The organism is Rice orange leaf phytoplasma (assembly GCF_001866375.1).
GTDB classification, from domain to species: domain Bacteria; phylum Bacillota_I; class Bacilli_A; order Acholeplasmatales; family Acholeplasmataceae; genus Phytoplasma; species Phytoplasma asteris.
Genome location: NZ_MIEP01000008.1, coordinates 44,811 through 66,315 on the forward strand (window position 1 = coordinate 44,811; position 21,505 = coordinate 66,315).

General features: G+C 31.2%; 17 protein-coding genes and 1 pseudogene. 3 read left to right on the forward strand and 15 right to left on the reverse strand.

Annotated features, from left to right (window positions below; all coding sequences use genetic code 11):
* Positions 1-15 precede the first annotated feature (15 nt).
* Positions 16-1,014, forward strand: a complete 999-nt coding sequence (locus BHE82_RS02685) for a phosphatidylserine decarboxylase (RefSeq protein ID WP_071345697.1) — start codon at positions 16-18, stop codon at positions 1,012-1,014.
* Entirely contained in the window at positions 1,007-2,629 is a 1,623-nt protein-coding gene (locus tag BHE82_RS02690; protein WP_071345698.1) for a CTP synthase, read from the forward strand. Before BHE82_RS02685 ends, BHE82_RS02690 begins: the two co-directional genes overlap by 8 nt.
* Before the next feature lie 80 nt (positions 2,630-2,709).
* Here the strand turns inward: BHE82_RS02690 and BHE82_RS02695 are convergent, their stop codons facing one another.
* The 4 genes from BHE82_RS02695 to plsX form a co-directional block, all read right to left on the reverse strand.
* A complete protein-coding gene (locus BHE82_RS02695; RefSeq protein WP_071345699.1) occupies positions 2,710-3,177 on the reverse strand; it encodes a hypothetical protein in 468 nt (155 codons plus the stop codon).
* Between the two features lie 125 nt (positions 3,178-3,302).
* A complete protein-coding gene (locus tag BHE82_RS02700; RefSeq protein ID WP_180365501.1) occupies positions 3,303-3,923 on the reverse strand; it encodes a DnaD domain protein in 621 nt (206 codons plus the stop codon).
* 4 nt (positions 3,924-3,927) lie between these two features.
* Positions 3,928-4,644: a ribonuclease III gene (rnc, locus tag BHE82_RS02705; protein WP_071345700.1), complete on the reverse strand. Its 717-nt coding sequence runs from the start codon at positions 4,642-4,644 to the stop codon at positions 3,928-3,930.
* On the reverse strand, positions 4,641-5,756 hold the full coding sequence (gene plsX, locus BHE82_RS02710) for a phosphate acyltransferase PlsX (RefSeq protein ID WP_071345701.1): 1,116 nt from the start codon (positions 5,754-5,756) through the stop codon (positions 4,641-4,643). Before plsX ends, rnc begins: the two co-directional genes overlap by 4 nt.
* Positions 5,757-6,432: 676 nt before the next feature.
* Here plsX and BHE82_RS02715 point away from each other — a divergent pair.
* Positions 6,433-6,768 carry a hypothetical protein gene (locus BHE82_RS02715; RefSeq protein ID WP_071345702.1) on the forward strand — a complete coding sequence of 112 codons (336 nt, stop codon included), beginning with the start codon at positions 6,433-6,435 and terminating at the stop codon, positions 6,766-6,768.
* A 94-nt stretch (positions 6,769-6,862) separates the two neighbouring features.
* Here BHE82_RS02715 and BHE82_RS02720 read toward each other — a convergent pair whose 3' ends face one another.
* The 11 genes and pseudogenes from BHE82_RS02720 to asnB form a co-directional block, all read right to left on the reverse strand.
* Complete coding sequence (locus tag BHE82_RS02720; protein ID WP_071345750.1) at positions 6,863-7,630, reverse strand: TatD family hydrolase; 768 nt, start codon at positions 7,628-7,630, stop codon at positions 6,863-6,865.
* Between the two features lie 670 nt (positions 7,631-8,300).
* On the reverse strand, positions 8,301-8,492 hold the full coding sequence (locus BHE82_RS02730) for a hypothetical protein (protein ID WP_069028111.1): 192 nt from the start codon (positions 8,490-8,492) through the stop codon (positions 8,301-8,303).
* A 192-nt stretch (positions 8,493-8,684) separates the two neighbouring features.
* Positions 8,685-10,064, reverse strand: coding sequence for a dihydrolipoyl dehydrogenase (gene lpdA / locus BHE82_RS02735; protein WP_071345704.1), 1,380 nt, complete (start codon positions 10,062-10,064; stop codon positions 8,685-8,687).
* Positions 10,065-10,085: 21 nt separating this feature from the next.
* Positions 10,086-11,357: a dihydrolipoamide acetyltransferase family protein gene (locus BHE82_RS02740; protein ID WP_071345705.1), complete on the reverse strand. Its 1,272-nt coding sequence runs from the start codon at positions 11,355-11,357 to the stop codon at positions 10,086-10,088.
* A gap of 252 nt (positions 11,358-11,609) precedes the next feature.
* Positions 11,610-12,584 (reverse strand): alpha-ketoacid dehydrogenase subunit beta, encoded by a 975-nt coding sequence (locus BHE82_RS02745; RefSeq protein ID WP_071345706.1) that lies wholly within the window; start codon positions 12,582-12,584, stop codon positions 11,610-11,612.
* Positions 12,585-12,586: 2 nt separating this feature from the next.
* Positions 12,587-13,678, reverse strand: a complete 1,092-nt coding sequence (gene pdhA / locus BHE82_RS02750) for a pyruvate dehydrogenase (acetyl-transferring) E1 component subunit alpha (RefSeq protein ID WP_071345707.1) — start codon at positions 13,676-13,678, stop codon at positions 12,587-12,589.
* A gap of 224 nt (positions 13,679-13,902) precedes the next feature.
* Complete coding sequence (locus BHE82_RS02755) at positions 13,903-15,531, reverse strand: ABC transporter ATP-binding protein/permease (protein WP_071345708.1); 1,629 nt, start codon at positions 15,529-15,531, stop codon at positions 13,903-13,905.
* Between the two features lie 180 nt (positions 15,532-15,711).
* Positions 15,712-18,180, reverse strand: a complete 2,469-nt coding sequence (pheT, locus tag BHE82_RS02760; protein ID WP_071345709.1) for a phenylalanine--tRNA ligase subunit beta — start codon at positions 18,178-18,180, stop codon at positions 15,712-15,714.
* On the reverse strand, positions 18,167-19,201 hold the full coding sequence (gene pheS / locus BHE82_RS02765; RefSeq protein WP_071345710.1) for a phenylalanine--tRNA ligase subunit alpha: 1,035 nt from the start codon (positions 19,199-19,201) through the stop codon (positions 18,167-18,169). The genes pheT and pheS overlap by 14 nt, the downstream gene beginning before the upstream one ends.
* A gap of 65 nt (positions 19,202-19,266) precedes the next feature.
* Entirely contained in the window at positions 19,267-19,620 is a 354-nt protein-coding gene (locus BHE82_RS02770) for a hypothetical protein (RefSeq protein ID WP_071345711.1), read from the reverse strand.
* Positions 19,621-19,823: 203 nt separating this feature from the next.
* Positions 19,824-21,499 (reverse strand): annotated as a pseudogene (gene asnB / locus BHE82_RS03520) (asparagine synthase B).
* Positions 21,500-21,505 lie beyond the last annotated feature (6 nt).

A 21,505-nucleotide genomic window follows, 5' to 3' on the forward strand; every position in this document is an offset into this window, starting at 1 on the left:
TGAGCGATTTACAATATGAAAATAGTTAATTTAGAAGGAAAAATTATTTGTCAAGACCCAGCAAGTCGCCTGCAAAAATTTTTATACACAAACTTAGAAAAAAACTTTTGGAAAAGATGCCTTCTCAAAATTTTGATCACTAAACCTATTTCTTGGTTAGTTAATCTGTATTTTTATTCTCCTTGGTCACGCCAATACGCTTTGAAAATCATCGAACAACACCAAATTGATTTAAACTTATTTGAAAAACAAAAATTTAGTTCTTATAATGATTTTTTTACAAGAAAATACAAAGAACTTGCTATTCCTCAAGACAACTTTGCTTTTATCAGTCCTTGTGAATCCAAATTAAGCATTTATCCTATCACCAAAAAAGCACTCTATTGCATCAAAGAAACCAATTACAGTTTAGTTGATTTGTTGCAAAATCCCACATTAGCTCAAGAATACGAGGAAGGCTATTTGCTTATTTTCCGCTTAGAACCCCATGATTATCACCGTTATCTTTTTGTAGACGAAGGTTTTTTTCAAATGCTTCCTTGCAAAATCAAAGGAAAATTACATACAGTAAATCCCATTGCCTTTGAAAGTTTTGATGTTTTTAAAACAAACACTCGCGAATATAGTATCTTACAAACCAAAAATTTTGGTAAAATAGTTCAAATAGAAGTAGGAGCCACATTGGTAGGAAAAATCCAAAATCATCCTTTGCAAACGTTTTCAAAAGGTCAAGAAAAAGGCTATTTTGATACAGGAGGTTCAACTATTATTATCTTAGTTAAAAAAAATATAGTTTCATTTGATCCTCGTATTTTAGAACACACCCAAAAAAGATATGAAACCCAAATCCCTATTTTAACTGTTATTGGTAAAAAAATAACTCCTACAAAGCCCCATCCAATCACTTATAAATCCTTCTCTGAACCCATTACACCCCAACCAAAATCAAATCAAAACTCCAATTGCACCACACAAGCCAATCATAAAGAAAGCGAAGTACAAAAACTTGAATAATAAAGATTTAAAAACCAAATTTATTTTTATTACTGGAGGAGTCGTTTCAAGCCTAGGAAAAGGCATCACTGCTGCTTCTATTGGACAAATTTTAAAAAATAGAGGTCTTAAAGTAAGTATTCAAAAACTAGATCCTTATATTAATATTGATCCTGGAACAATGAGCCCTTATCAACACGGTGAGGTCTTTGTCACTGATGATGGCGCTGAAACTGATCTTGATTTGGGTCATTATGAAAGATTTTTAGATGAAAACATGAGCAAAAAGTCAAATGTCACTGCAGGGCAAATTTATCAAAGTGTGATCAATAAAGAACGCGAAGGCAAATACTTAGGTAAAACCGTGCAAGTTATTCCACACATCACTGAAGAAATCAAACAAAAACTAATTGATGCTGCTCTTTTTCACAAATCAGATGTTGTTATTGTAGAAATTGGAGGCACCGTAGGAGACATTGAATCATCGCCTTTTTTAGAAGCCATCAGACAAGTGCGCTTTGATTTTGGTTATCACAATGTTTTGTATCTTCATACCACTTTAGTTCCTTATTTAAAAAAAGCTCAAGAAATCAAAACAAAACCTACCCAACACAGCGTTAAAGAATTACGTGCTTTAGGAATACAACCTCAAATTTTGGTCTTACGTAGTGAAGTTCCTATCAACCAAGAAACCAAAAATAAAATTGCTGCTTTATGTGACATCAATCCACAAGCTATTTTTGAAGCCTTAGATGTTGATATTTTATATCAAATGATTCTTAACTTGCATCATCAAGGAATCGATGATTTTATTTTACAACATTTAAAACTTACTAATTTTTCAAACGCCGATTTGCAAGCCTGGCAACAACTAATTACACGCATCCAAAATTTAGAAAAAAAAGTAGTCATTGCTCTAGTGGGTAAATACATTGTTTTACATGATGCTTATTTATCAATCGTAGAAGCTCTTAAACATGCTTCTTATCAATATAATTGTAAATTGGAAATTAAATGGATAGATGCTGAAAAAGTAACGCCAGACAACATTTCTTCTTTGCTTGAAGACTATGATGGTATTTTAGTTCCTTATGGTTTTGGCAATCGTGCTATTGAAGGCAAAATTTTAGCCATTAATTATGCAAGAACTAACAATATTCCTTTCTTTGGGATTTGTCTAGGTATGCAGTTAGCAGTTATTGAATATGCCCGCAATGTGCTACATTTACAAGGTGCCAATTCTTTGGAAGTTGACGAAAAGACGCCGCATCCTGTAATTACTAAAAAAATAGTTGACAGCAATTTAGGAGGAACCCTGCGATTAGGTTCTTATCCGTGCCATCTTAAAGCCAATACCAAAAGTAAAGCTATTTATAATCAAGAAATAATTTATGAAAGACATCGTCATCGTTTTGAGATGAATCCTCATTATGTTGCTTTATTTGAAAAAAATAATGATTTTGTTGTTTCTGGAATAAATCAAGAACAAAAGCTTTGTGAAATTATTGAGTTAAAAAGCCATCCTTGGTTTATTGCAGTACAATTTCATCCTGAGTTTTTGTCAAGACCATTAAAACCACATCCTTTATTTAAAGGGTTTGTTGAAGCGTCTTTATTAAATCAAAAAAATAAATAATTTATAAATGAAAAAAACTACCTTAAAAAGGTAGTTTTTTTGTTATATGTATAATAAAAACACCCTTAATAAGGGTGTTTTTATTTGGTTAAATTATTAACTTTTTCTTGGAGGTTTTTGGCATTATCGTTTTTAAATAATTTTTTTATATTTGAAAAAATTGTATCATCTGCTTTATTATCGTTTTTTTTTAAATAATCATAAGCATCGTCTTTTGCTTTAACAATTTTTTCGTATAGGTCTTTTACTACTTCGTATTCATTGCTAGTTGATTCTTTATAATATTCAATTACGTGTTTATTTACTGCTTCTAAATTAGTTTTAATGCTGGCAAGTTTGGAATTAACATTGCCTTTATTTTCTTCTTTTGTTAACTTTTCAACTGAATTATACAAATTTTGAGCTGCTTGTTTTGCCCAAACTTTTTTAGGAGAAAGCCAGTTAACAGGATTAAAAGAAATATAAAAACCTAAACCTAAATAAAGAGTAAAAGTAATAAAAATAATGCCAGTAATGATTTTTCCTCGTTTAGTTGCTAAAAATTTCATCTTCTTAATTCCCTTACTAGTTATTTTTCATAAATAAAATAATTGAAATACTAAAAAAATAATTACATAAGTAATTATAACACATAAAAAGAGTAAGATTGACTTTTTGTTTGCCAAACTGAGTGTTATTTTATTTTTTTAAAAAGTTTTGCTAAGGCTTTGTCTGCTTTTTCATCGGGTATAACTGTCAAAAATTTCTTTTTGCCAAGCAAAGTGTTGATGTAAAAAACAGAGGTTTTTTTAACACAAAGAGCTTCTTCAATTGTGTTTTTAATTTCTTCATGGCTAAATTCTTGGTCTTGATACCAATTTCTAACTAAGTCTAATTCGTTAGATGTAAGAGTTTGTCCTTTGTTGTGTTCTAAATATTCAATAGTTTGTTGGATTAAGGTAAGTTGGTTTTGGCGTTTGGATTCGCGAATTTGGTCTTGATAGATTTTTTCTAGCTTGGCAAAAGTGGGGTGTAGTGAAAAAACTTCAATAATTTTATGGTTTTTAGTTTCTTGGGAAAGGTCAAAAAAAACCTTTGACATTAATTGTTCTAAAATATGTTCTACTTCTTTTTTAGTGATTCCTGCTTTTTTGGCTAAGGCGTTGGACGAAAAGACGCGTTTTTTGGAAAAATCTAGTAAGAATAGCAAAATAGTTAGTTCAGGGTAGGTTAATCCTAATTTTTGGTATTCTTGAATTAACATTTTTTCTACTTGTAAAAAACCATCTTCGTAAAGTTTTTGAAACATAACCATATTATTATTGAAGCTCCTTTTCTTTGCCGCCTTTGTTGTTGAGTAGGTCTTTGGGTTTGGCAACTTTGGATAATGCTTGTTGGGCTGCTTTTTGCTCAGCGGCTTTTTTAGTGCTACCTTCACCTGTTCCTAAAAGATTTTTTTCTAAATAAACTTCTGCTACAAAATTTTTAGAATGAGCAGGTCCTTGCTCTTGGACTATTTTATATTGGATAGTTTTTTTTTCTGACTGAACTATTTCTTGTAATTGAGTTTTAAAATCAATAATATATATAGTTTTGACTAAGTGAGGTAAGACAATATTATGAAAAACTTTTTTGGCTGTCAAATATCCTAAATCAAGATAAATAGCACCAAATAAGGCTTCAAAAGTATCTGCCATAATACTTTTAGCATTAAAATCTTTGTTTTTTTCGCCTTTGCCTAAAAGAAGATAATTTTGCAATTCAATGTTTTGAGCGTAGATGGTAAGTGACCTTTCACACACCGCTTGAGCTCTTTTTTTAGTCATAATGCCTTCGTCTTCTTTGGATTGGGAATAAAGATAGTCAGCCATAAGTAAGCCTACGATGGCATCTCCTAAAAATTCAAGTCTTTCGTTGTCTTCTTGGGGTGGGTTTTGTTCGTTAGAATAAGAGCTGTGGGTAAGAGCTTGTTTGTAAAGGGCAAGGTTTTGGGGAGTGATATTGAGGGTTTGAAAAAGAGTTTGGATGTTTTTCATAGGGATTGGCTTTCTTTGGTGGTTTCAGAAGTTTTGGGAGTTTCAGAAGTTTTGGGAGCTGTGTTTGTTGTTGATGCTTGTTTACTTTGGGTTTCTTTGTTTTTTGCACTTTCTAAGGAATGAGTAATTTTTTGATTTACTTGGGCTTTAATTAGTTTTTGAGCTTGTAAAATAGCTTGGCAAAAAGCGTAAGCTTGGGAAGAGCCGTGAGCTTTAATGACAATTTTGTTAAGTCCTAAAAGCATAGCTCCTCCAATTTGGCGTGGGTCTAGTTGGTTTTTTAATTGTTGTAGTGGTTTTTGAAATAAAGTTTTAGTTGCCATTTTTTTGATAAGATTTTTAGTAAGGATAGTTTTTAAGTGGTTCATGAAATTAAGCATTGTGCCTTCATAAGTTTTTAAGGCGATGTTGGCAGTAAATCCATCACTTAATAAAATGTCTGCTGAAGTAGTAAGAAGGTTTTGAGGTTCTTCGTTACCGCCAAAATTAAGATTGGAGTCTTGGGCTAAAAGTTGGTAAGTTTCAAGTTCCAAAGCTCTTCCTTTGGTAGGCTCTGTTCCGATGTTAAGTAGTTTTATTTGGGGATTTGGAATTTCTAAAATTTCTTTGGCAATAATGGTGGCATAATTTGCAAAAGTGTGCAAATGCTGGGGTTTTAGTTCGGTGTTAGCGCCTGCATCTAACAAAATTCTTGTGCGATTATCAAAGGAATTAAACATAGGGGCAATGGCAATTCTTTGCATTAAAGGCATTTTTTTAAGAATAAGATGACTTGCTAAGACCAAAATTTGGGTAGCGCCTGCCGAAACTACTCCTTGAACCTCATCTTGTTTGGCTGCTTCAAGCGCTAAAAATAAAGAAGCGTTGGGAGTGGTTTTTAATTGGTCTCTTATATTTTTATCGTCTGATCTTAAAAAATAAGGGGTGTGTTTAATAACAATTTGGTTGTTGCCAAAAAAAGGAGTTTTTTCAATAAGTGGAGTTATTAATTTTTGATTGCCATATAAAACAACGTGAAGTTCTTTATTTTTATTTAAGGCAAGCAAGGTTCCTTTGACAATTTCTAATGGGGCAAAATCGCCTCCCATAGTATCTATTGCTATTTTAATCATAAAAAAGCTCCTTTCTTTTGTGTATTGTTTTTGAAATTTGATTTTGTTTTTTAGATTAAATTGTTTTGTTGGTAAATAAAACGTTTGAGGTTTTTTAAGTTTGGGGTTCATTAAAAAGTATTTTATTTTTACCAAATCGAAATATAGAGGCAAAAAATAAAAATAGGGCTAAATCATAATTTGATTGTTTCTTTTGTGAAGTGTTGAAAAATTATAATCCATCATAATAAATTACTTTGATAATAATTATCTTCTAGCCTTTTTGAGTTAAAATTTCAAAGCATTTGCAATTAAAAGAAATTTCAGAAAAAGCATTATCAAAATAATTTTCAAGTTGCAATTAATAAGTCTTGGCAAAAATGTGGCAAAAATAAAAAAAATAAAGAGGCAAATAATGATATCAAAAGATTGGTTGACAAATAATTATAGAAACAAAAAGATAATTTAGAACAAATTAATGATAAATTTATTACAAATATTTTTTTATCAAAATAAAATTTATAATAATTTGCTATAATAGTAAATGAAATGTTAAATAAAAAAACTACATTAAACAGTTCAATATTATTTTATCATATTAGGAGATAATTTCATTATTTTAAGTTTCTAAGTAATGAATTAAACTTGAAAAGTAACGATTTTATCAACAAAAAATTGTAAAAGGAAGTGTTAGAAAATGGAATGCATGCAACAAGCAATCGTTAAAAATTTTTATTTAGAAGTAAAAGTTAGATATTTAAAACAAAATGGTAGTTCAAAAAGACAATGGTTTGCTACTAATGTTTGTGTAGGAACTGATAATTGTAAACAAAAATATGATGAAGTTCTTATTAATTTTACTCATATTGACGCTGATAATCCTGAGTTTTTTTTGCAACCAGGACAAGTTATTAAAGTGTTAGAAGGAAAAGTTAAGCAAAGTAAATGTGTTACTGTTTCTGAAGTTTGGTTAGATGTAGATAGTTTTCGCCAAACTGATGAAGAAGAAAAAAGCAAAATCAACTTCGCATAAGCGGAGTTGATTTTTTTATTATATAAGGGATGTTTTTTGGGTGTGATTTTGAATTATTCTATATTTCAAATATTTTTGTGATATGCCAAAAAGATTAAAAAGAATTTTTATTTAAAAACAACTTAGCTACATTATTGCTTGTTTGAGTAGCAATACATTGCAAAGAAATATTTCTTAATTGAGCAATTTTTTGGGCAATTAATTTGATATGATAAGGCTCATTGGTTTCATTTTGAAACGGATAAGGAGTTAAATAAGGACAATCAGTTTCTAATAAAATTTTATCTAGGGGAATAGTTTTTGCAATTTCGTGGGCAACTTTGGCATGAGGATAAGTAACAACTCCTCCAATTCCAATGTAAAAACCTAGTTCCAAAGCTTTTTTGGCTTCTTCTAAACTAAAAACTAAACAATGAAAAACTCCTCTAACTTGATTGCGATAAGGTAGTAAAAGTTGATAAATTTCTTCAAAAGATTTGCGTGCATGAATAATAATAGGTAAGTTATATTGGATAGCAATTTTAACTTGGGCTTGAAAAAACTTTTTTTGGACAGCTAAATTATCTTGTCTTTGATGAAGATCAAGGCCAATTTCTCCTATAGCAACTGTTTGCGGATGATTGAGGTATTTGATGATGCTTTCGGGAGTTTCTTGGGAAAAATCAGAACAAGGATGAATCCCAAAAGCTACCATTACTTCTTTATATTTATTAGCGATTTCATATGCTTTTTGGTTAGTTTTTTCATCCATGCCTATAACAATCATTTTTTTGACGTCATTATTCCAAGCTTTTTGAAAAACATCATCTAATTTATTTTTATATGTTTTAAGATTGAGATGAGCGTGAGTGTCTATTAACATTTTAATGTATTCCTTTTTTTTGATTTTAAGGGGTTGGAAAATGGTTATTTTGTTGTTATTTATAAGTTTTAAAAAATGGTAAATATAAAAGATTAAAGAAGTGATTTTAGATTTGTTAATTTCATAGGGTAAATTATTTTGCAAAGTAATAATAATTTATAATTAGATACATAAGAAAGCAAAACAAAATTTATTTAATAAATGTTGGGCTTTTAATCTTTATTTTTCTTATTCTTTTTTTGGTTTTCATAATAAAAAATACTAATAGCAAATAAATTATGTTTTTTGATAGTTTTGATAAAATCTTTTTCAAAATAAGCAAAACCTAACCATTTAAAAAATTTAACATATAAAAACCATAAAACACTATATGAATATAAAGTAAAATAGATATAAAAACAAATAAAATAAGTTAAAGAAATATAAAATAAAAATTTTGCCAATTTTTCTTTTTTTAATTCCACACTAAAAAATAGTGCTAAAATCATTAGTATAAAAGCTAAAACAAAAGAGCAACAAACTATTTTAGTTTTTTTTCTTTAGAATTAAACCTATATTGCCATCATACATGCATGCTTTAAAATCTGGCCTAATAGATTCACCAAAATCAATATTTTGAAGTGTCCCCCCTTTGTTAGGGTCTTTATTAAACAAATTCTTTACCTTGTGATCATTTAAATCCAATATAAAAAGGAATGCCAGAAAGAGTCAAAAATGGCAACAAATAAATAAAAGGTAAACTTAATGCCCAATATTTATCTGGGATTGTAAATATTTTGGCTTTTTCGAGAAAAGCTATGGTAAAATCTTCAAATAATAAGATAAAAAATAAAACTTTTCTAATGTTATATTTAGTAATCATTTATCATCTTCTTTTATTCAAAAATATTTGAGGATTTAATATTTAATGTTGTGCTTTATCTTTATTTTAGTTTTGTTGTTTTATTTCGCTTCGTTTTCTTTTTCTTTTTTGGGTTTTCATAATTGCATCACCCATTTAAGGAAAAAGAACCTATTAAAGGTTCTTTTTTTTTGTTAAAAGATCAAATAATAATTATGCATGAATTGGTTTGTCAACAGCTCCTAAAAGAGCTTCAAAAGTAAGTTCTGATAAGGTAGGATGAGGATGAATTGCTTGAGATAGTTCGTAAGCGGTTCCTTCAAGTTCCATTCCTACAGCCATTTCACTAATTAATTCAGTAGCATTGTAAGCATAAATATGCATTCCTAAAATTTCTAAATGTTTTTTGCAAACAATTAATTTAGCAAAACCTTCTTTTTCGCCATCAGCTAAAGATTTGCCAACAGCTCCCAGAGATATTTTAGAAACTTTATAATCCATTTGTTTTTCTTTGGCTTGTTGTTCGGTCATGCCAATAGAAGCAATTTCAGGAAAACCATAAATACAAGCAGGAACACGGTCATAATTAATGGGATGTGCTTTTTGTTCTAAAGCTAAAGCGTGAGTCACAGCTACAATACCTTCATGACTTGCCACGTGAGCTAACATGTGTTTGCCGTTTACATCACCAATAGCATATACTCCAGGAATTGAAGTTTGACAAAAATTATCAGTTTGGACGCTATTGCGGTTGAGGGCTAAATTTAATTTTTCTAAGCCTGCAAGATTGGCTTTGGTGCCTACAGCCATTAAAATAACATCCGAAGTAATTGTTTTGGAATTTCCTTTTTGAGTGTAGGTAGTTTGATTGTCATTAATTTTAGTTACTTCTACTTGAGTCAAAATTTGGATGCCGTCTGCTTGAAGTTTTTTAGTGTATGCAACAACAACGTCCCTATCCATACCATTTAGAATAGTGTCTTGTCTTTCTAAAATAGTCACTTCGCTACCAAAAGAATTAAAAATAGTTGCAAATTCTACTCCAATAACACCGCCTCCTACAATAGTAACTTTGGAAGGATAGCTTTCTAGTTGTAGTAATTCTTTACTAGTTTTAAGAATGCCTTTTTGATAAGCTTCTTGGGCACCTGGAATAGGAGGAACAAAAGCGGTACTGCCTGTTGCAATAATTAATTTTTGGGTGTGCAATAAGTTAGTGTCTACTTGTACTTCGCAAGGAGAAAGAACACTTGCAAAACCATGGTAAAAATCAATTTTATTTTTTTTCAGGAGAAAAGATATACCTGTAGTAAGTTGAGCAACAATTTTATTTTTGCGTGATAAAATGGAGGACCAATCAAAAGAAACGCCGTTTTGTACTTTAATTCCAAAATCAGCACAACGTTTGATATCTTTATACATTTTGGCACTTTTTAAATAAGCTTTGGTAGGAATACAGCCATAATTAAGACAAATACCACCTAATTTATGTTTTTCTACTAAAGCAACTTTAGCACCCATTTGAGCAGCTTTAATGGCAGCAACGTATCCACCAGGACCTCCACCAATCACTAAAACATCATAATTTTTCATAATTTGCCCTTGGTCTTTCTGTTAGGATAAAAGCAATAAAGTAGGAGTATTTAGCAATTCTTTAACGCGTTTTAAAAATCTACCGCCATCAGCACCATCAATAATACGGTGGTCAATTGCTAAGGAAAGAGGAAGCATGTCTGCAATTACAATTTGACTGTTTTCAACTACAGGTTTTTTGGTGATTTTTCCTACTCCTAAAATAGCTAATTCAGGGTAATTGATAACTGGAGTGCCGTAAGTAATATCAATAGAACCAAAATTAGTGATAGTAAAAGTTCCGTTTTGAATCTGATTTAATTCTACTTTTCTTTCGGTAGTGGCTTTGGCTACTTGTTGTAATTGTTGTGCCATTTCTAAAAGAGTTAATTTGTTAGCATCTTTGATGTTAGGAACGATTAGACCGTCTTTGGTATCAACTGCTACTCCTAAATTAATGAATTTTTTGTAAGTAACTTCTTCTTTAACGTCATCATAACTAGCGTTAAATACTGGGAATTCTTGTAAGGCAATCGCTACTGCTTTCATGATAAAAGCCATAAAAGTTAATTTGATTCCTTGGGATTGTGCTTGATCTTTGGCTTGTTTGCGTAGTGTTACTAAAGCAGTAATGTTTACTTCGTCCATTAGAGTAGTTTCTGGGATTTTTCCTTTGGAAATAACCATTTTTTGGGCGATGGCTTTTCTGAGGCGAGAAATTTTTACTACTTCTGTTTCTTGGCTAGATGTGGCAAAAGTTGGGGTGGGGGTTGGTTGTTCTTGGAAAAAAGGGGTTGTTGGTTGTGTTGTTTGTGGTTGTGGTTGAGTTTGTAAAGGGTTAGTTGTGTTTTGTACATCTACTTTTAAGATTTTTCCATTTACACCTGTTCCTTTAATGGTTGAAAGGTCAAGTCCTAGTTCTTTGGCTAGATTTTTTACTAATGGAGTAGCAAGTACTTTTTGAGGTGGTAAAGAGGTTTGTGCGGATGTTTGTGCTTGTTGGGTGTCGTTTTTTTCTGTAGCAGCAGTTTCATTAGGGTTTTGAGAAGAAAACTTTTTAACATCTGCATCAGTGTCACCTGGTTCTTGGATTAAAACGATAGTATCTCCTACGCAAATAACTTCACCTTCATTAAGGTCTCTTTTTAAGATTTTTCCTGCTACAGGAGAAGTTAGTTCAACGTCTAATTTGTCAGTTTCAACTTTAACTAAAATATCACCTTCTTTTACTTGGTCGCCCACTTTAAAAAACCATCTTGTAATTGTACCTTCATGAATGCCTTCTCCGACATCAGCAAATTTAAATTCAAACATATTTTTATCTCCTTGATTATAATGCAGTTTAGTTTGGTTGGGGTTTTGTTTTTTGGTTTTTTTAGTTTTTAATTTTTATTTTGGTATGTGTTTTGGTTGGTGGTTATGGTTGTGGTTGTGGTTTTTAGTTTTATTTAGATATTTTGAGTTTTTAATTTGATTTGGAAGTAGTTTTAATGTATTTTTTTTCAGGACAAAAGAAAAGGGTTAGTTTGCCTTTATATTTTTATCTCCTTATATCTTTTTGTTATCTTATTCGCAAACCACTTTTTTAATAGCATCAGCTATTTTTTCAGGGCTTAAAAACTGATAATGTTCTGCTTTGGCTAAAGGCATTGTGATATCATTTCCAGTAACTCTGGCAGGAGCTGCATCTAGGTATAAGAAAGCTTGTTCGTTAACTAAAGCAATTAATTCTCCTGCAGGTCCGTAAGTTTTACATGCTTCATGAACTACTAAAAAGCGTCCAGTTTTTTTAACAGATGTAATTACAGTTTCTCTGTCAATAGGATTAATAGTTCTTAAATCAATTAGCTCTACGGAAACATTAGGATCAAGTTGTTTAAGGGCTAATAGTGTTTCTGGTACCATTGCTCCCCAAGCTACAACTGTAATGTCTGTGCCTTCTTGAACGACTTTGGCTTTACCGATTTGGACTTCGTAATCTGTTTCGGGAACTTCTTGACGGAAACCACGATAAATTCTTTTAGGTTCCATGTAGACTACTGGATCAGGGTCGTTAATAGCAGCCATTAATAAACCTTTAGCGTCGTAAGGATTGGATGGAATAACTACTTTAAGACCAGGAACAGAGCCTAAAATTACTTCTAATGATTCGGAGTGATGTTCTAAGGATTTTACCCCTCCACCAACTGGGACTCTTACTACCATAGGTACTGTGTAATTACCACGACTACGGTTACGCAAACGGGCTGCGTGGGCAAATAGGTCTTCTAGTCCTACAAAAATAAAACCATCAAATTGGATTTCTGCAACTGGTCGCATGCCGTTAATGGCAAGTCCGATAGCACTTCCGATAATAGAAGATTCAGCAATAGGGGCATTAAAAACGCGAGTTTCTCCGTGTTTATCTTGCAGGCCTTTAGTTACGCGAAAAACACCGCCTAATTTTCCTACATCTTGTCCAAAAAGAACTACTCGAGGATCTTTTGCTAACTTGCTATCTAAAGTTTGATTAATTGCATCTAGTAATGTCATTGAAGCCATTATTATTTACCTTCCTTTGTGTTGAAAAAAGCTTTGCATTCTTCGTATTGTTCTTCTAATTGAGGAGTCATTTTTTCATAAGTGTATACAAAAATATCTTTAATATCAATGTTATTGCCTGTTTGTTCTACTTTTTGGTGTGCTAAAACAACTTCTTCTTGGGCTTCTTTTTCAAATTGTTCTACTTGTTTTTGAGTTAGATAACCTTTATTCATCAAGTATTTTTGAAAACGTACAATTGGGTCTTTTTTGCGCCACTCTAATTCTTCTTCTTTGCTACGGTAAACAGAAGCATTATCATTAGTGGAGTGTGCTTCTAGACGATAAGAAACATTTTCAATTAAAGTAGGTCCGTTTCCTTTGCGCGCTTCGTTAAAGGCTTCTTGGGCTGCTACATAAACAGCTAAAATGTCGTTGCCGTCTACTTGCATGCCAGGAATTCCACAAGCATAACATTTTTGAGCTAAAGTTTTAGCTTTGGATACTTTGTTACGAGGATTAGAAATAGAATACTGGTTATTTTGAATAAATACTACTAATGGTACTCCAAAAACAGCAGCATAGTTAAGACCTGCATTAAACTCTTCGTGTGCAGTTCCTCCGTCTCCAATAGTTGCAATAGTTACTTCTTTTTTATTTTGCATTTTGCTTGCTAAGGCAAGTCCTGCTCCTAAATTAACACTAGAGCCAATAATAATGTTAGCTGGTAAAATACGCAACTTAGGGTCTAGTTGAGAGCCTTTTTCATTGCCATACCAGTAAAGATAAAATTGTTCTAAAGAAACTCCACGGTAAAGAAAAATTCCTGCATCACGATAATAAGGTGATACCCAATCTTGGGGTTCTAAGGCAGCAGCGACACCTACTTGAGATGCTTCTTGCCCTGAGTTAAGTAAATAGTTTCCCATACGTCCTTGGCGTTGATATTTTAAGGCTGCTAAATCAGCTTGTCTACCTAAAACCATTGTTTTATACATTTTTAATAAAACATCTTTAGATAATTTTGGTTCTAATTCAGGTTGAACAAGGTTGCCATTTTCGTCAAGTATTTGGAATTGTTTACCTTTTAGGGGGTCGTACACATTCGTTAACATTGTAATACTCCTTATTTTATTTATATTAGTTTGTTTTTGATTAAATGTATTATATCTTTATTGTGTTACTAAATATAATTAATTTAGTGTTATTTGATGATATACATCTACACTTAAATTGTACTTGAAATTAAGACAAATGATGAAACAAAATAATGAAAATTGCAAGTTTAAGAGATAAAAAAAATACCATATATTATAATATATGGTATTTCAATTAATATTTATTTATTGTTGATGATGTCAACTGGTTTTTTGTTAGACCATTTATAAATAATAAAAGATATAAATAGTAGAGTCATGAAAAAGACATAACTAAATGATAATAAATTAAATAAAAGGACTCTTACAAAAGGATTGAAAACTAAATATGGTGATGTAAACCATAATAAAATGCCTTTATTTTTCGAATTTACTAAAGAATTAACGAAAACCATAATGTCATTTTCACTTTCAAAATTGGGCAACGGTTTCATATCGAAAGATGAAAATAATATAGATGCATCTTTAAACCAAAGTAAAATACTTAATAATAATACAAAAGTTAAAACCATTTGGAATAAAGCAAAAAAGAATGCTTCAACTAAAAAGATTTTACCAACATTAACACCATTAGAACCTAAAGCTCTTAGAATACCCATTTTTTTATTTTGAAGTTTGGCACTCATAGAAAAATAAAGCATAATCATAGCACCTGGAACAGATAAAATCCAAACCCAGAACATAGGGCTACTTATAATTTGAATAGTTTTAAAAGCTATTTGTACAACACCAACAAACAAATATAATTCTCCATATCCTTTATATCCTTCAAATAATTCATACATTTGATATATTTTATCACAAATTCCGAACCATTTATAACTCAAAAATGTAAAAGCAAAAAACATAAAAATAAAAGTTGCAATAGCAGTTACTAAAACAGCCAATGCCAAGAAAAACTTTTTATTTTTAAAACTCTTTAAAGCAGCCTTAGCAACAAACGAAAAAGGCAAACAACTAGGAAAAGATACAAAATCAGTATCTTGTTGTAATACTTTAGTCTCATCAGTTTTATCAAATTTTTCTAAAGCAGGATTTTTAGTTAAGTTAGTTAAGTTTGCAATCATTTCAGCTGTAAGAACTTGGCCTTCTTTAAATACTTGTTTTTTATCTTTGCTTTTTTTAGTAGTGTCTTTTTTTCTTGTCATATCTGATACGACTTTACCATCTTTACATTCTAAAATACGATCAGCATATTTATAAGCACTTTCGCTATCATGAGATACAATAACTACTAATTTTTCTTTACTTAAATTTTGAAGTAAATCAAAAACTTGGGTTCCTGTTTCTGAATCTAGATTTCCTGTAGGCTCATCAGCAAAGACCATTTTAGGATTTTTCACCAAAGCACGAACAATAGCAACACGTTGTTTTTGTCCTCCTGAAAGTTCATTAACTCTTCTATTTAGGAATGAAATATCCAATCCTACTTGATTCATTAAATCATTAATTAAGGCAACATCTGGTTTTTTATTTTGTAATTGTAATGCTAAGACAATATTTTCAAATACATTAATATCTTCTATTAAGTTGAATTCTTGGAAAATAAAACCAATCATTCCATTACGATAATTATCTAAATATTTTTGATTAAAAGTTGTAATAGAAACTTTGCATACTTCAACTACGCCGCCGTTTGCAACATCAATGCCTGTTAAAACATTTAATAAAGTAGATTTACCAGAACCTGATTTACCTAAGATAAAAACCATACCTTTATCAGGTAATTTTAAAGAAACGTCTTGTAAGGCCATCGTCATATTACCGCGTTTAGTAACGTAATTTTTGCTTAAATGGTTGACATCAAACATTTTTAAATACTCCTTTAGTTGTTTTATTGTTTTATGGATTAAAAAAATTTATAATTATACAAATGTAAAAAGGCAAAAAGATAAAAAGGGTAAAAAAAACTAATTTAACATACCCTATTATTTTACCACAATTATTATATTTGCATATACACTTAAAAAGCAATATTTTTTTATCTATTTTTATCTAATTTCAATATGAAAGTGTTTAATCAAATTAGAAGTAATTTTTTCCATACAATGTTCTACATCTTGTTTTTCTAAGTTTTTATCTAAGTTATTGAAAAAAAGTCTAAGGGCAAGAGAATGTTTTTCTTTGGTTGTAGGTATTTGATAAACATCAAATAATTCACATTTGATTAAATCAAAAGGGGTAGTTTGTTTAATGGTTTGTTCGATTTGATAAAAGGAATATTTGGTATCTACTAAAAAGGCTAAATCACGAATAACAGTAGGAAATTTAGGAATTGGTTGGAAGGTAAACGTTTTTGTAGTGTTAAGAATTTCATCCGTTAAAAAAAGTTCACAAAGAAAACTTTCTTTTAAGTGGTATTTGGTATTAAGTTGGGGATGTGTTTTTCCGATAACTCCTATTATTTGATTGTTAAATAACAAATCGGCTTGCATTCCTGGATGAAAATTACTATGTTGTTGTGTTTTTTGATAAGTAAGGGTAATGCCTAGAAAAGCACTAATTTTTTCAAGGATGCCTTTGGTAACAAAAAAAGAACTTGAAACATCTTGTTTGTGCCACAAGGAATTTAAGAAATGACCACTCAAAGCAAAAGCAAGACTTAATGTTTCTTGGTTGGGAAAATAAGTTTTTCCAATTTCAAAAAAAGCAGTATCAAAAGTTTGTCGTTTGTGCTGATAGCTTAAAACTTCTACTAAACTACTTAGCAAACTTTGTCTTAAAATCATTTTGTCTTGTGACAAAGGATTCATTATTTTGATAAAGGGTTTTTGAGGAGTAAAAGCTTCAAACATCTCAGAGCTAATTAAACTGTAAGTAATAGTTTCATAAAATCCTAAATTAACTAAGAGTTTGCGCAATTCTCTAATATTTTTTTGTTTTAAGGTTAATTTTCCTTGAGTAGGGATTTGAATTGTTTGGGGAGGTAATTTATGGCAACCATAAAGTCTAGTTAAATCAGAAATGATATCTTCTTTAATTTTGACATCATAACGACGTAAAGGAGCTTGGAGGTTTAATTGTTCGTTTTTGTTCTGTGGTCCTAAATGTTTGTATGTATGTATCTGATAATCTAGGTTTAATAACCAATTTTTGATTTGAGTAGGGCACAAAGAAACGCCAATTTTTCTTGTAACAAAATCAAGATTCAAAGAAATAGTAGGATTGGTACGGTTTTTTTGTTTTGTAATTATAGGTTGGTAAGTAATTTTGGCATCTGCTAAAGTGACTAAAAGTTGGCATGCTTTTTGAAAAGCTAAAGGAATAAGACTTTGGTCAATGCCTCTTTCAAAACGTAGGGAACTTTCAGTTTTGGTTTTGAGTTTTTGACAAGTTTGGGCAATAGTTTGGGGCGAAAAATAAGCAGCTTCAAGAATAATTTTAGTAGTTGTAGGTTTAATGCTACTTTCTAAAAGTCCTACAATACCAGCTAGAGCAATGGCTTTTTTGCCATCTGTAATAACTAAATCATTTTCATCTAAAACAAAATCATTTTGGTTAAGAGTTGTAATATTTTCTTGTGGTAAGGCTTTTCTAACTTTGATTTGTTTGATGTTTTCAGAATCAAAAGCGTGTAGGGGAATACCGTATTCGATTAAAATTAAATTAGTGATGTCAACAACATTGTTGATTGGGTTGATGCCTGATTGTAAGAGGGCGTTTCGCAACCATAAAGGAGAAGGTTTGATTTTGATGTTTTCCAGGATACAAGCGTTGTATTCATAACAACTGTCGTTTTCAATTTGGACTTTTAAAGGAGATTGAGGCAAGTTTGCAAAAAAATCGGGGTTTAATTGGGGGAGCGTTTTTGGGGTTGTTTGGTCTTCGCTATTTTTTGTTTTGTAGTTGGTTGCTTTTGTTTCTTGATTGTTATTGGAACTTTGAGAAGACAAAACTGCTTTGAGATCTTTGGCAAAACCTAGGTGAGATAAAAGGTCACCACGATTGGGTGTAAGCCCTAATTCTAAGATAAAACAATCAAGTCCTAAAGGAATTAAAGCATTACTTCCCAAAGCAATTTGGTCGTTGGGGTCATCAAAAAGATAAATCCCTTCTTGTTCTTGGGGAGTTAAAAATTTGGTACTAATTCCCAATTCTTCCAAAGCACAAAGCATTCCTTCTGAAAAAACTCCATAAATTTTTTTGTTTTTAAGGGTGTCGTTGATGCCTTCCAAAAAAGAACCTTCTGAAGCTACAATAACTTTTTTGCCATTTTGTAAATTAGAAGCTCCACAAACAATTTTGACTACTTTTGTGCCGGTGTTAACTTCTACTAAATTTAATTTTTGGGAACCTTTAATTTTTTGAAAGTTAAGAATTTGCCCCACCACTAAATTAGTGTTTTTGGATATGGGGAAAAAATTTTGCACTTCGGTAATATAATTGTTAGTTAAGGCAGAAATATTTTGGGAAAGGGGTTGCGAAAAATGGTTTTTTAAAATATTTTCAATAATTTTCATTGTTGGAGGTGTTCCTTGTAAATTGTTTTAAAAAGCGAATATCATTAGTATAAAAATGTCTAATATTGTCAATTTGATATTTAATCATAGCAATTCTTTCAATACCTATTCCAAAGGCAAAACCTTGATATTTTTCAGGGTCATAATTAGCGTTTTTAAGAACTTGGGGATGCACTAAACCAGCTCCTAAAATTTCTAAATACTCTTTGGTGTCATCTTTTTTGGTAATTACTAAATCAACTTCAATGCTAGGTTCGGTAAAGGGAAAATAAGACGGTCTTAAATGAATTTCTTGGGAAGTGCCAAATAATTCTTTAGTAATGAGTAAAAGAGTTTCTTTGAGATGGGAAAAATTAATGTTTTTGTCAATGACAAGTCCTTCGAGTTGCATAAATTGATGGCTATGAGTGGCGTCATCATCATCTTTGCGGTAAACTTTTCCAGGAGAAATAATTTTGAGGGGTCCTCCTTGGCGAGCTTTCATTTCTTTGACTTGGACGTTGGAAGTGTGGGTGCGCAAAAGTTTTTGGGGGTCAATATAAAAAGAGTCTTGCATTGCTCTTGCGGGGTGGCCTTTGCCCATGTTGAGCATTTCAAAATTATAAAAATCAGTTTCAATTTCGTTGCCTTCTTTAATTTCATAACCTAAAGATAAAAATAAATCTTCAATTTGTTCAATGATTTGATTAAGGGGGTGGGTGCTTCCTTGGAAAAATTTCAATCCTGGTAAAGTAGGATCAATTTCTTCTTGGAGCAATTTGGCGTTTAGTTGGTTTCTTTGTAAAATTTCTTTTTCTTTTTGTAAAGTTAAAATAATTTCTTGTTTTAAAACGTTAATTAATTTGCCTGCAACTGCTTTTTGGGCATGAGGAAGGCTTTTTAGCTCTTGGGTAAGTTCAAACAAGATGCCCTTTTTTCCTAAAAATTCTTTGTCTAAGGTCATTAATTGGTCTAAATCATGTTTGTTTTTTTGTAAACTGGTGTAAAATTGTGCGGTTAGATTTTTGATTTTGGTTTGCATAAAAATGATAACACTTTCTTTATTTTGGAAATGAAAAATATTGGGGTTGGGATTAAAATTAAAAACTAAATTTGAATTATCGAAATAATGTTTCCTTTAGTAAGTAACGATATCCACATTCCTAAGGTAGCTCCTAATAAAACTCCTAAAGAAACGCCAAAAGATCCTTTTTTTAATCCTAAAATAGTACCTCCTAAAAACATTCCTGCTACCATTGCTGTTAAATGTAGTTGGGTGATTTTTTGGTAAATATCTGTTTGAGTAGGTTTACTTAAATAAATTGCTAATACAACAATGACAATAGAGTTAAAAATAATGCAATTGCTTAATAGTTTGCTACTTAAAAAAGGTTTTTTGGGTGTGTTAGTTTGGGGCAAATTGTTTTTTTTAATTAAGGCTTTTCTTGGTTTTTGGTTCATATAAATATCCTTTCTGGGATAAAGTTGTAAAAATTTGGAGTTGCAAAATGGGTGTTAGAAATGTTTGCAAAAAATATAATTTGTGATTTGTGATTTTGGATTAGTTTTTTTATTTTATTATTTGTTTTTTATTATTTGGTTCGCACAAAACAATTAAAAGCAAAAAATAAAGTTAATTTAAGTTGGGGATTGTTGAATAAAATTTATTTGTCCTTATAAGTTTCATTATGCACTCCTAATGCAGCGCCTCCTGAAGTGTCGTTTATTTGTTTAAAAGCTTTGTCCCATTCGATAGCTTTTGCAGTACAGCAAGCAATTGAAGGACCACCAGGAACAAGACTTATTGCACTTGGCAAAGGAAATAAGGTTTCAAAAATTTCGCGATACATGTAGCCTTCTTTGTTTGTAGGAGTATTGTAAGGGAAACGAACATAAGCATTTTTTAATTGTGTATCTGTGATTTTGGTTTGGGCAAATTGTTTTAAAGCATCAATCCAACTGTAGCCTACTCCATCAGAAAATTGTTCTTTTTGGCGCCATACAATCTTTTTGGGTAAATAAGATTCAAATGTTTGTCGTAGAATATGTTTTTCTATTTTGCCATTTGTGCCACACATTTTATCTTTGGGATTAAGTCTCATAGCAACATCTAAAAAGTTTTTGTCTAAGAAAGGAACTCGCGCCTCTACTCCCCAAGCACTCATTGCTTTGTTGGCTCGTGCACAATCATATAAATGTAATGAAGCTAATTTACGGACTGTTTCTTTTTGGAATTCTTGAGCATTAGGGGCTTTATGAAAATATAGATAACCTCCAAAAATCTCATCAGCACCTTCACCAGAAAGAACCATTTTGATGCCCATAGCTTTAATTTTGCGAGCCATTAAATACATAGGAATTGATGCGCGAATAGTTGTAATATCATACGTTTCAATGTGATAAATAACATCTTTTAAAGCATCTATGCCTTCTTGAATAGTAAAATTAATTTCATGATGGACTGTTCCTAAATGATTGGCTACTTCTTTGGCAGCTTTAAGATCATGAGCGCCTTTAAGACCTACAGCAAAAGAATGAAGTGAAGGGAACCAAGCCTCTTTTTACTTGATTCTTCTATGCGGTGTTTGGCAAATTTTTTAGTGATTCCAGAAATAATAGAAGAGTCAAGACCACCAGATAAAAGTACGCCATAAGGAACATCAGACATTAAATGTTTTTTTACTGATGCTTCAAGAAAATTGCGTAATTGGATTGTGTTGGTTTGGTTGTTGTAAACATTTTGATAATCCATCCAATTGCGTTTATAATATTTCACCATTTTGCCAGATTCACTAGATAAATAATTTCCTGGAGGAAAAATAGAAAGGGTTTGGCAAATGGGAATTAAGGCTTTCATTTCGGAAGATATATAAAAATTTTGGTTAAGGTCATATCCCATATAAAGTGGAATTATTCCCATATGATCGCGTCCTATAAGATAGGTGTTTTTTGTAAGATCATATAAAATAAATGCAAACATTCCTTGTAATTCATCTAAAAAATTAACACCTTTTTCTTGATATAGTGCTAGAATAACTTCACAATCTGATTCTGTTTGGAATTCGTATTTATCTTTGTATTGTTGGTGCAAATCTAGGTGGTTATAAATTTCTCCATTTACTGCAAGTACTAAGGTTTTGGTTTTATTATAAAGTGGTTGAGCTCCAGCATTAACATCTACAATTGATAGTCTTTCGTGTGCTAAAATGGCTTTTTGAGAGGCAAAAATTCCTGACCAATAAGGTCCTCGATGACGCATCAAACTGGAAAGTTTAAGAGCTTGGTCACGCAACATTTGTGGATCGGTTTTAATATTTAGTATTCCAAAAATTGAACACATTTTATT

Coding starts and splice junctions, on each gene's coding strand:
- pheS (WP_071345710.1), bottom strand. CDS start 19,201: ATGCAAACCAAAATCAAAAATCTAACCGCACAATTTTACACCAGTTTA.
- BHE82_RS02745 (WP_071345706.1), bottom strand. CDS start 12,584: ATGGCTTCAATGACATTACTAGATGCAATTAATCAAACTTTAGATAGC.
- BHE82_RS02740 (WP_071345705.1), bottom strand. CDS start 11,357: ATGTTTGAATTTAAATTTGCTGATGTCGGAGAAGGCATTCATGAAGGT.
- BHE82_RS02770 (WP_071345711.1), bottom strand. CDS start 19,620: ATGAACCAAAAACCAAGAAAAGCCTTAATTAAAAAAAACAATTTGCCC.
- pdhA (WP_071345707.1), bottom strand. CDS start 13,678: ATGTTAACGAATGTGTACGACCCCCTAAAAGGTAAACAATTCCAAATA.
- rnc (WP_071345700.1), bottom strand. CDS start 4,644: ATGAAAAACATCCAAACTCTTTTTCAAACCCTCAATATCACTCCCCAA.
- BHE82_RS02715 (WP_071345702.1), top strand. CDS start 6,433: ATGGAATGCATGCAACAAGCAATCGTTAAAAATTTTTATTTAGAAGTA.
- BHE82_RS02720 (WP_071345750.1), bottom strand. CDS start 7,630: ATGTTAATAGACACTCACGCTCATCTCAATCTTAAAACATATAAAAAT.
- BHE82_RS02755 (WP_071345708.1), bottom strand. CDS start 15,531: ATGTTTGATGTCAACCATTTAAGCAAAAATTACGTTACTAAACGCGGT.
- BHE82_RS02730 (WP_069028111.1), bottom strand. CDS start 8,492: ATGATTACTAAATATAACATTAGAAAAGTTTTATTTTTTATCTTATTA.
- plsX (WP_071345701.1), bottom strand. CDS start 5,756: ATGATTAAAATAGCAATAGATACTATGGGAGGCGATTTTGCCCCATTA.
- BHE82_RS02695 (WP_071345699.1), bottom strand. CDS start 3,177: ATGAAATTTTTAGCAACTAAACGAGGAAAAATCATTACTGGCATTATT.
- lpdA (WP_071345704.1), bottom strand. CDS start 10,064: ATGAAAAATTATGATGTTTTAGTGATTGGTGGAGGTCCTGGTGGATAC.
- pheT (WP_071345709.1), bottom strand. CDS start 18,180: ATGAAAATTATTGAAAATATTTTAAAAAACCATTTTTCGCAACCCCTT.
- BHE82_RS02685 (WP_071345697.1), top strand. CDS start 16: ATGAAAATAGTTAATTTAGAAGGAAAAATTATTTGTCAAGACCCAGCA.
- BHE82_RS02700 (WP_180365501.1), bottom strand. CDS start 3,923: ATGGTTATGTTTCAAAAACTTTACGAAGATGGTTTTTTACAAGTAGAA.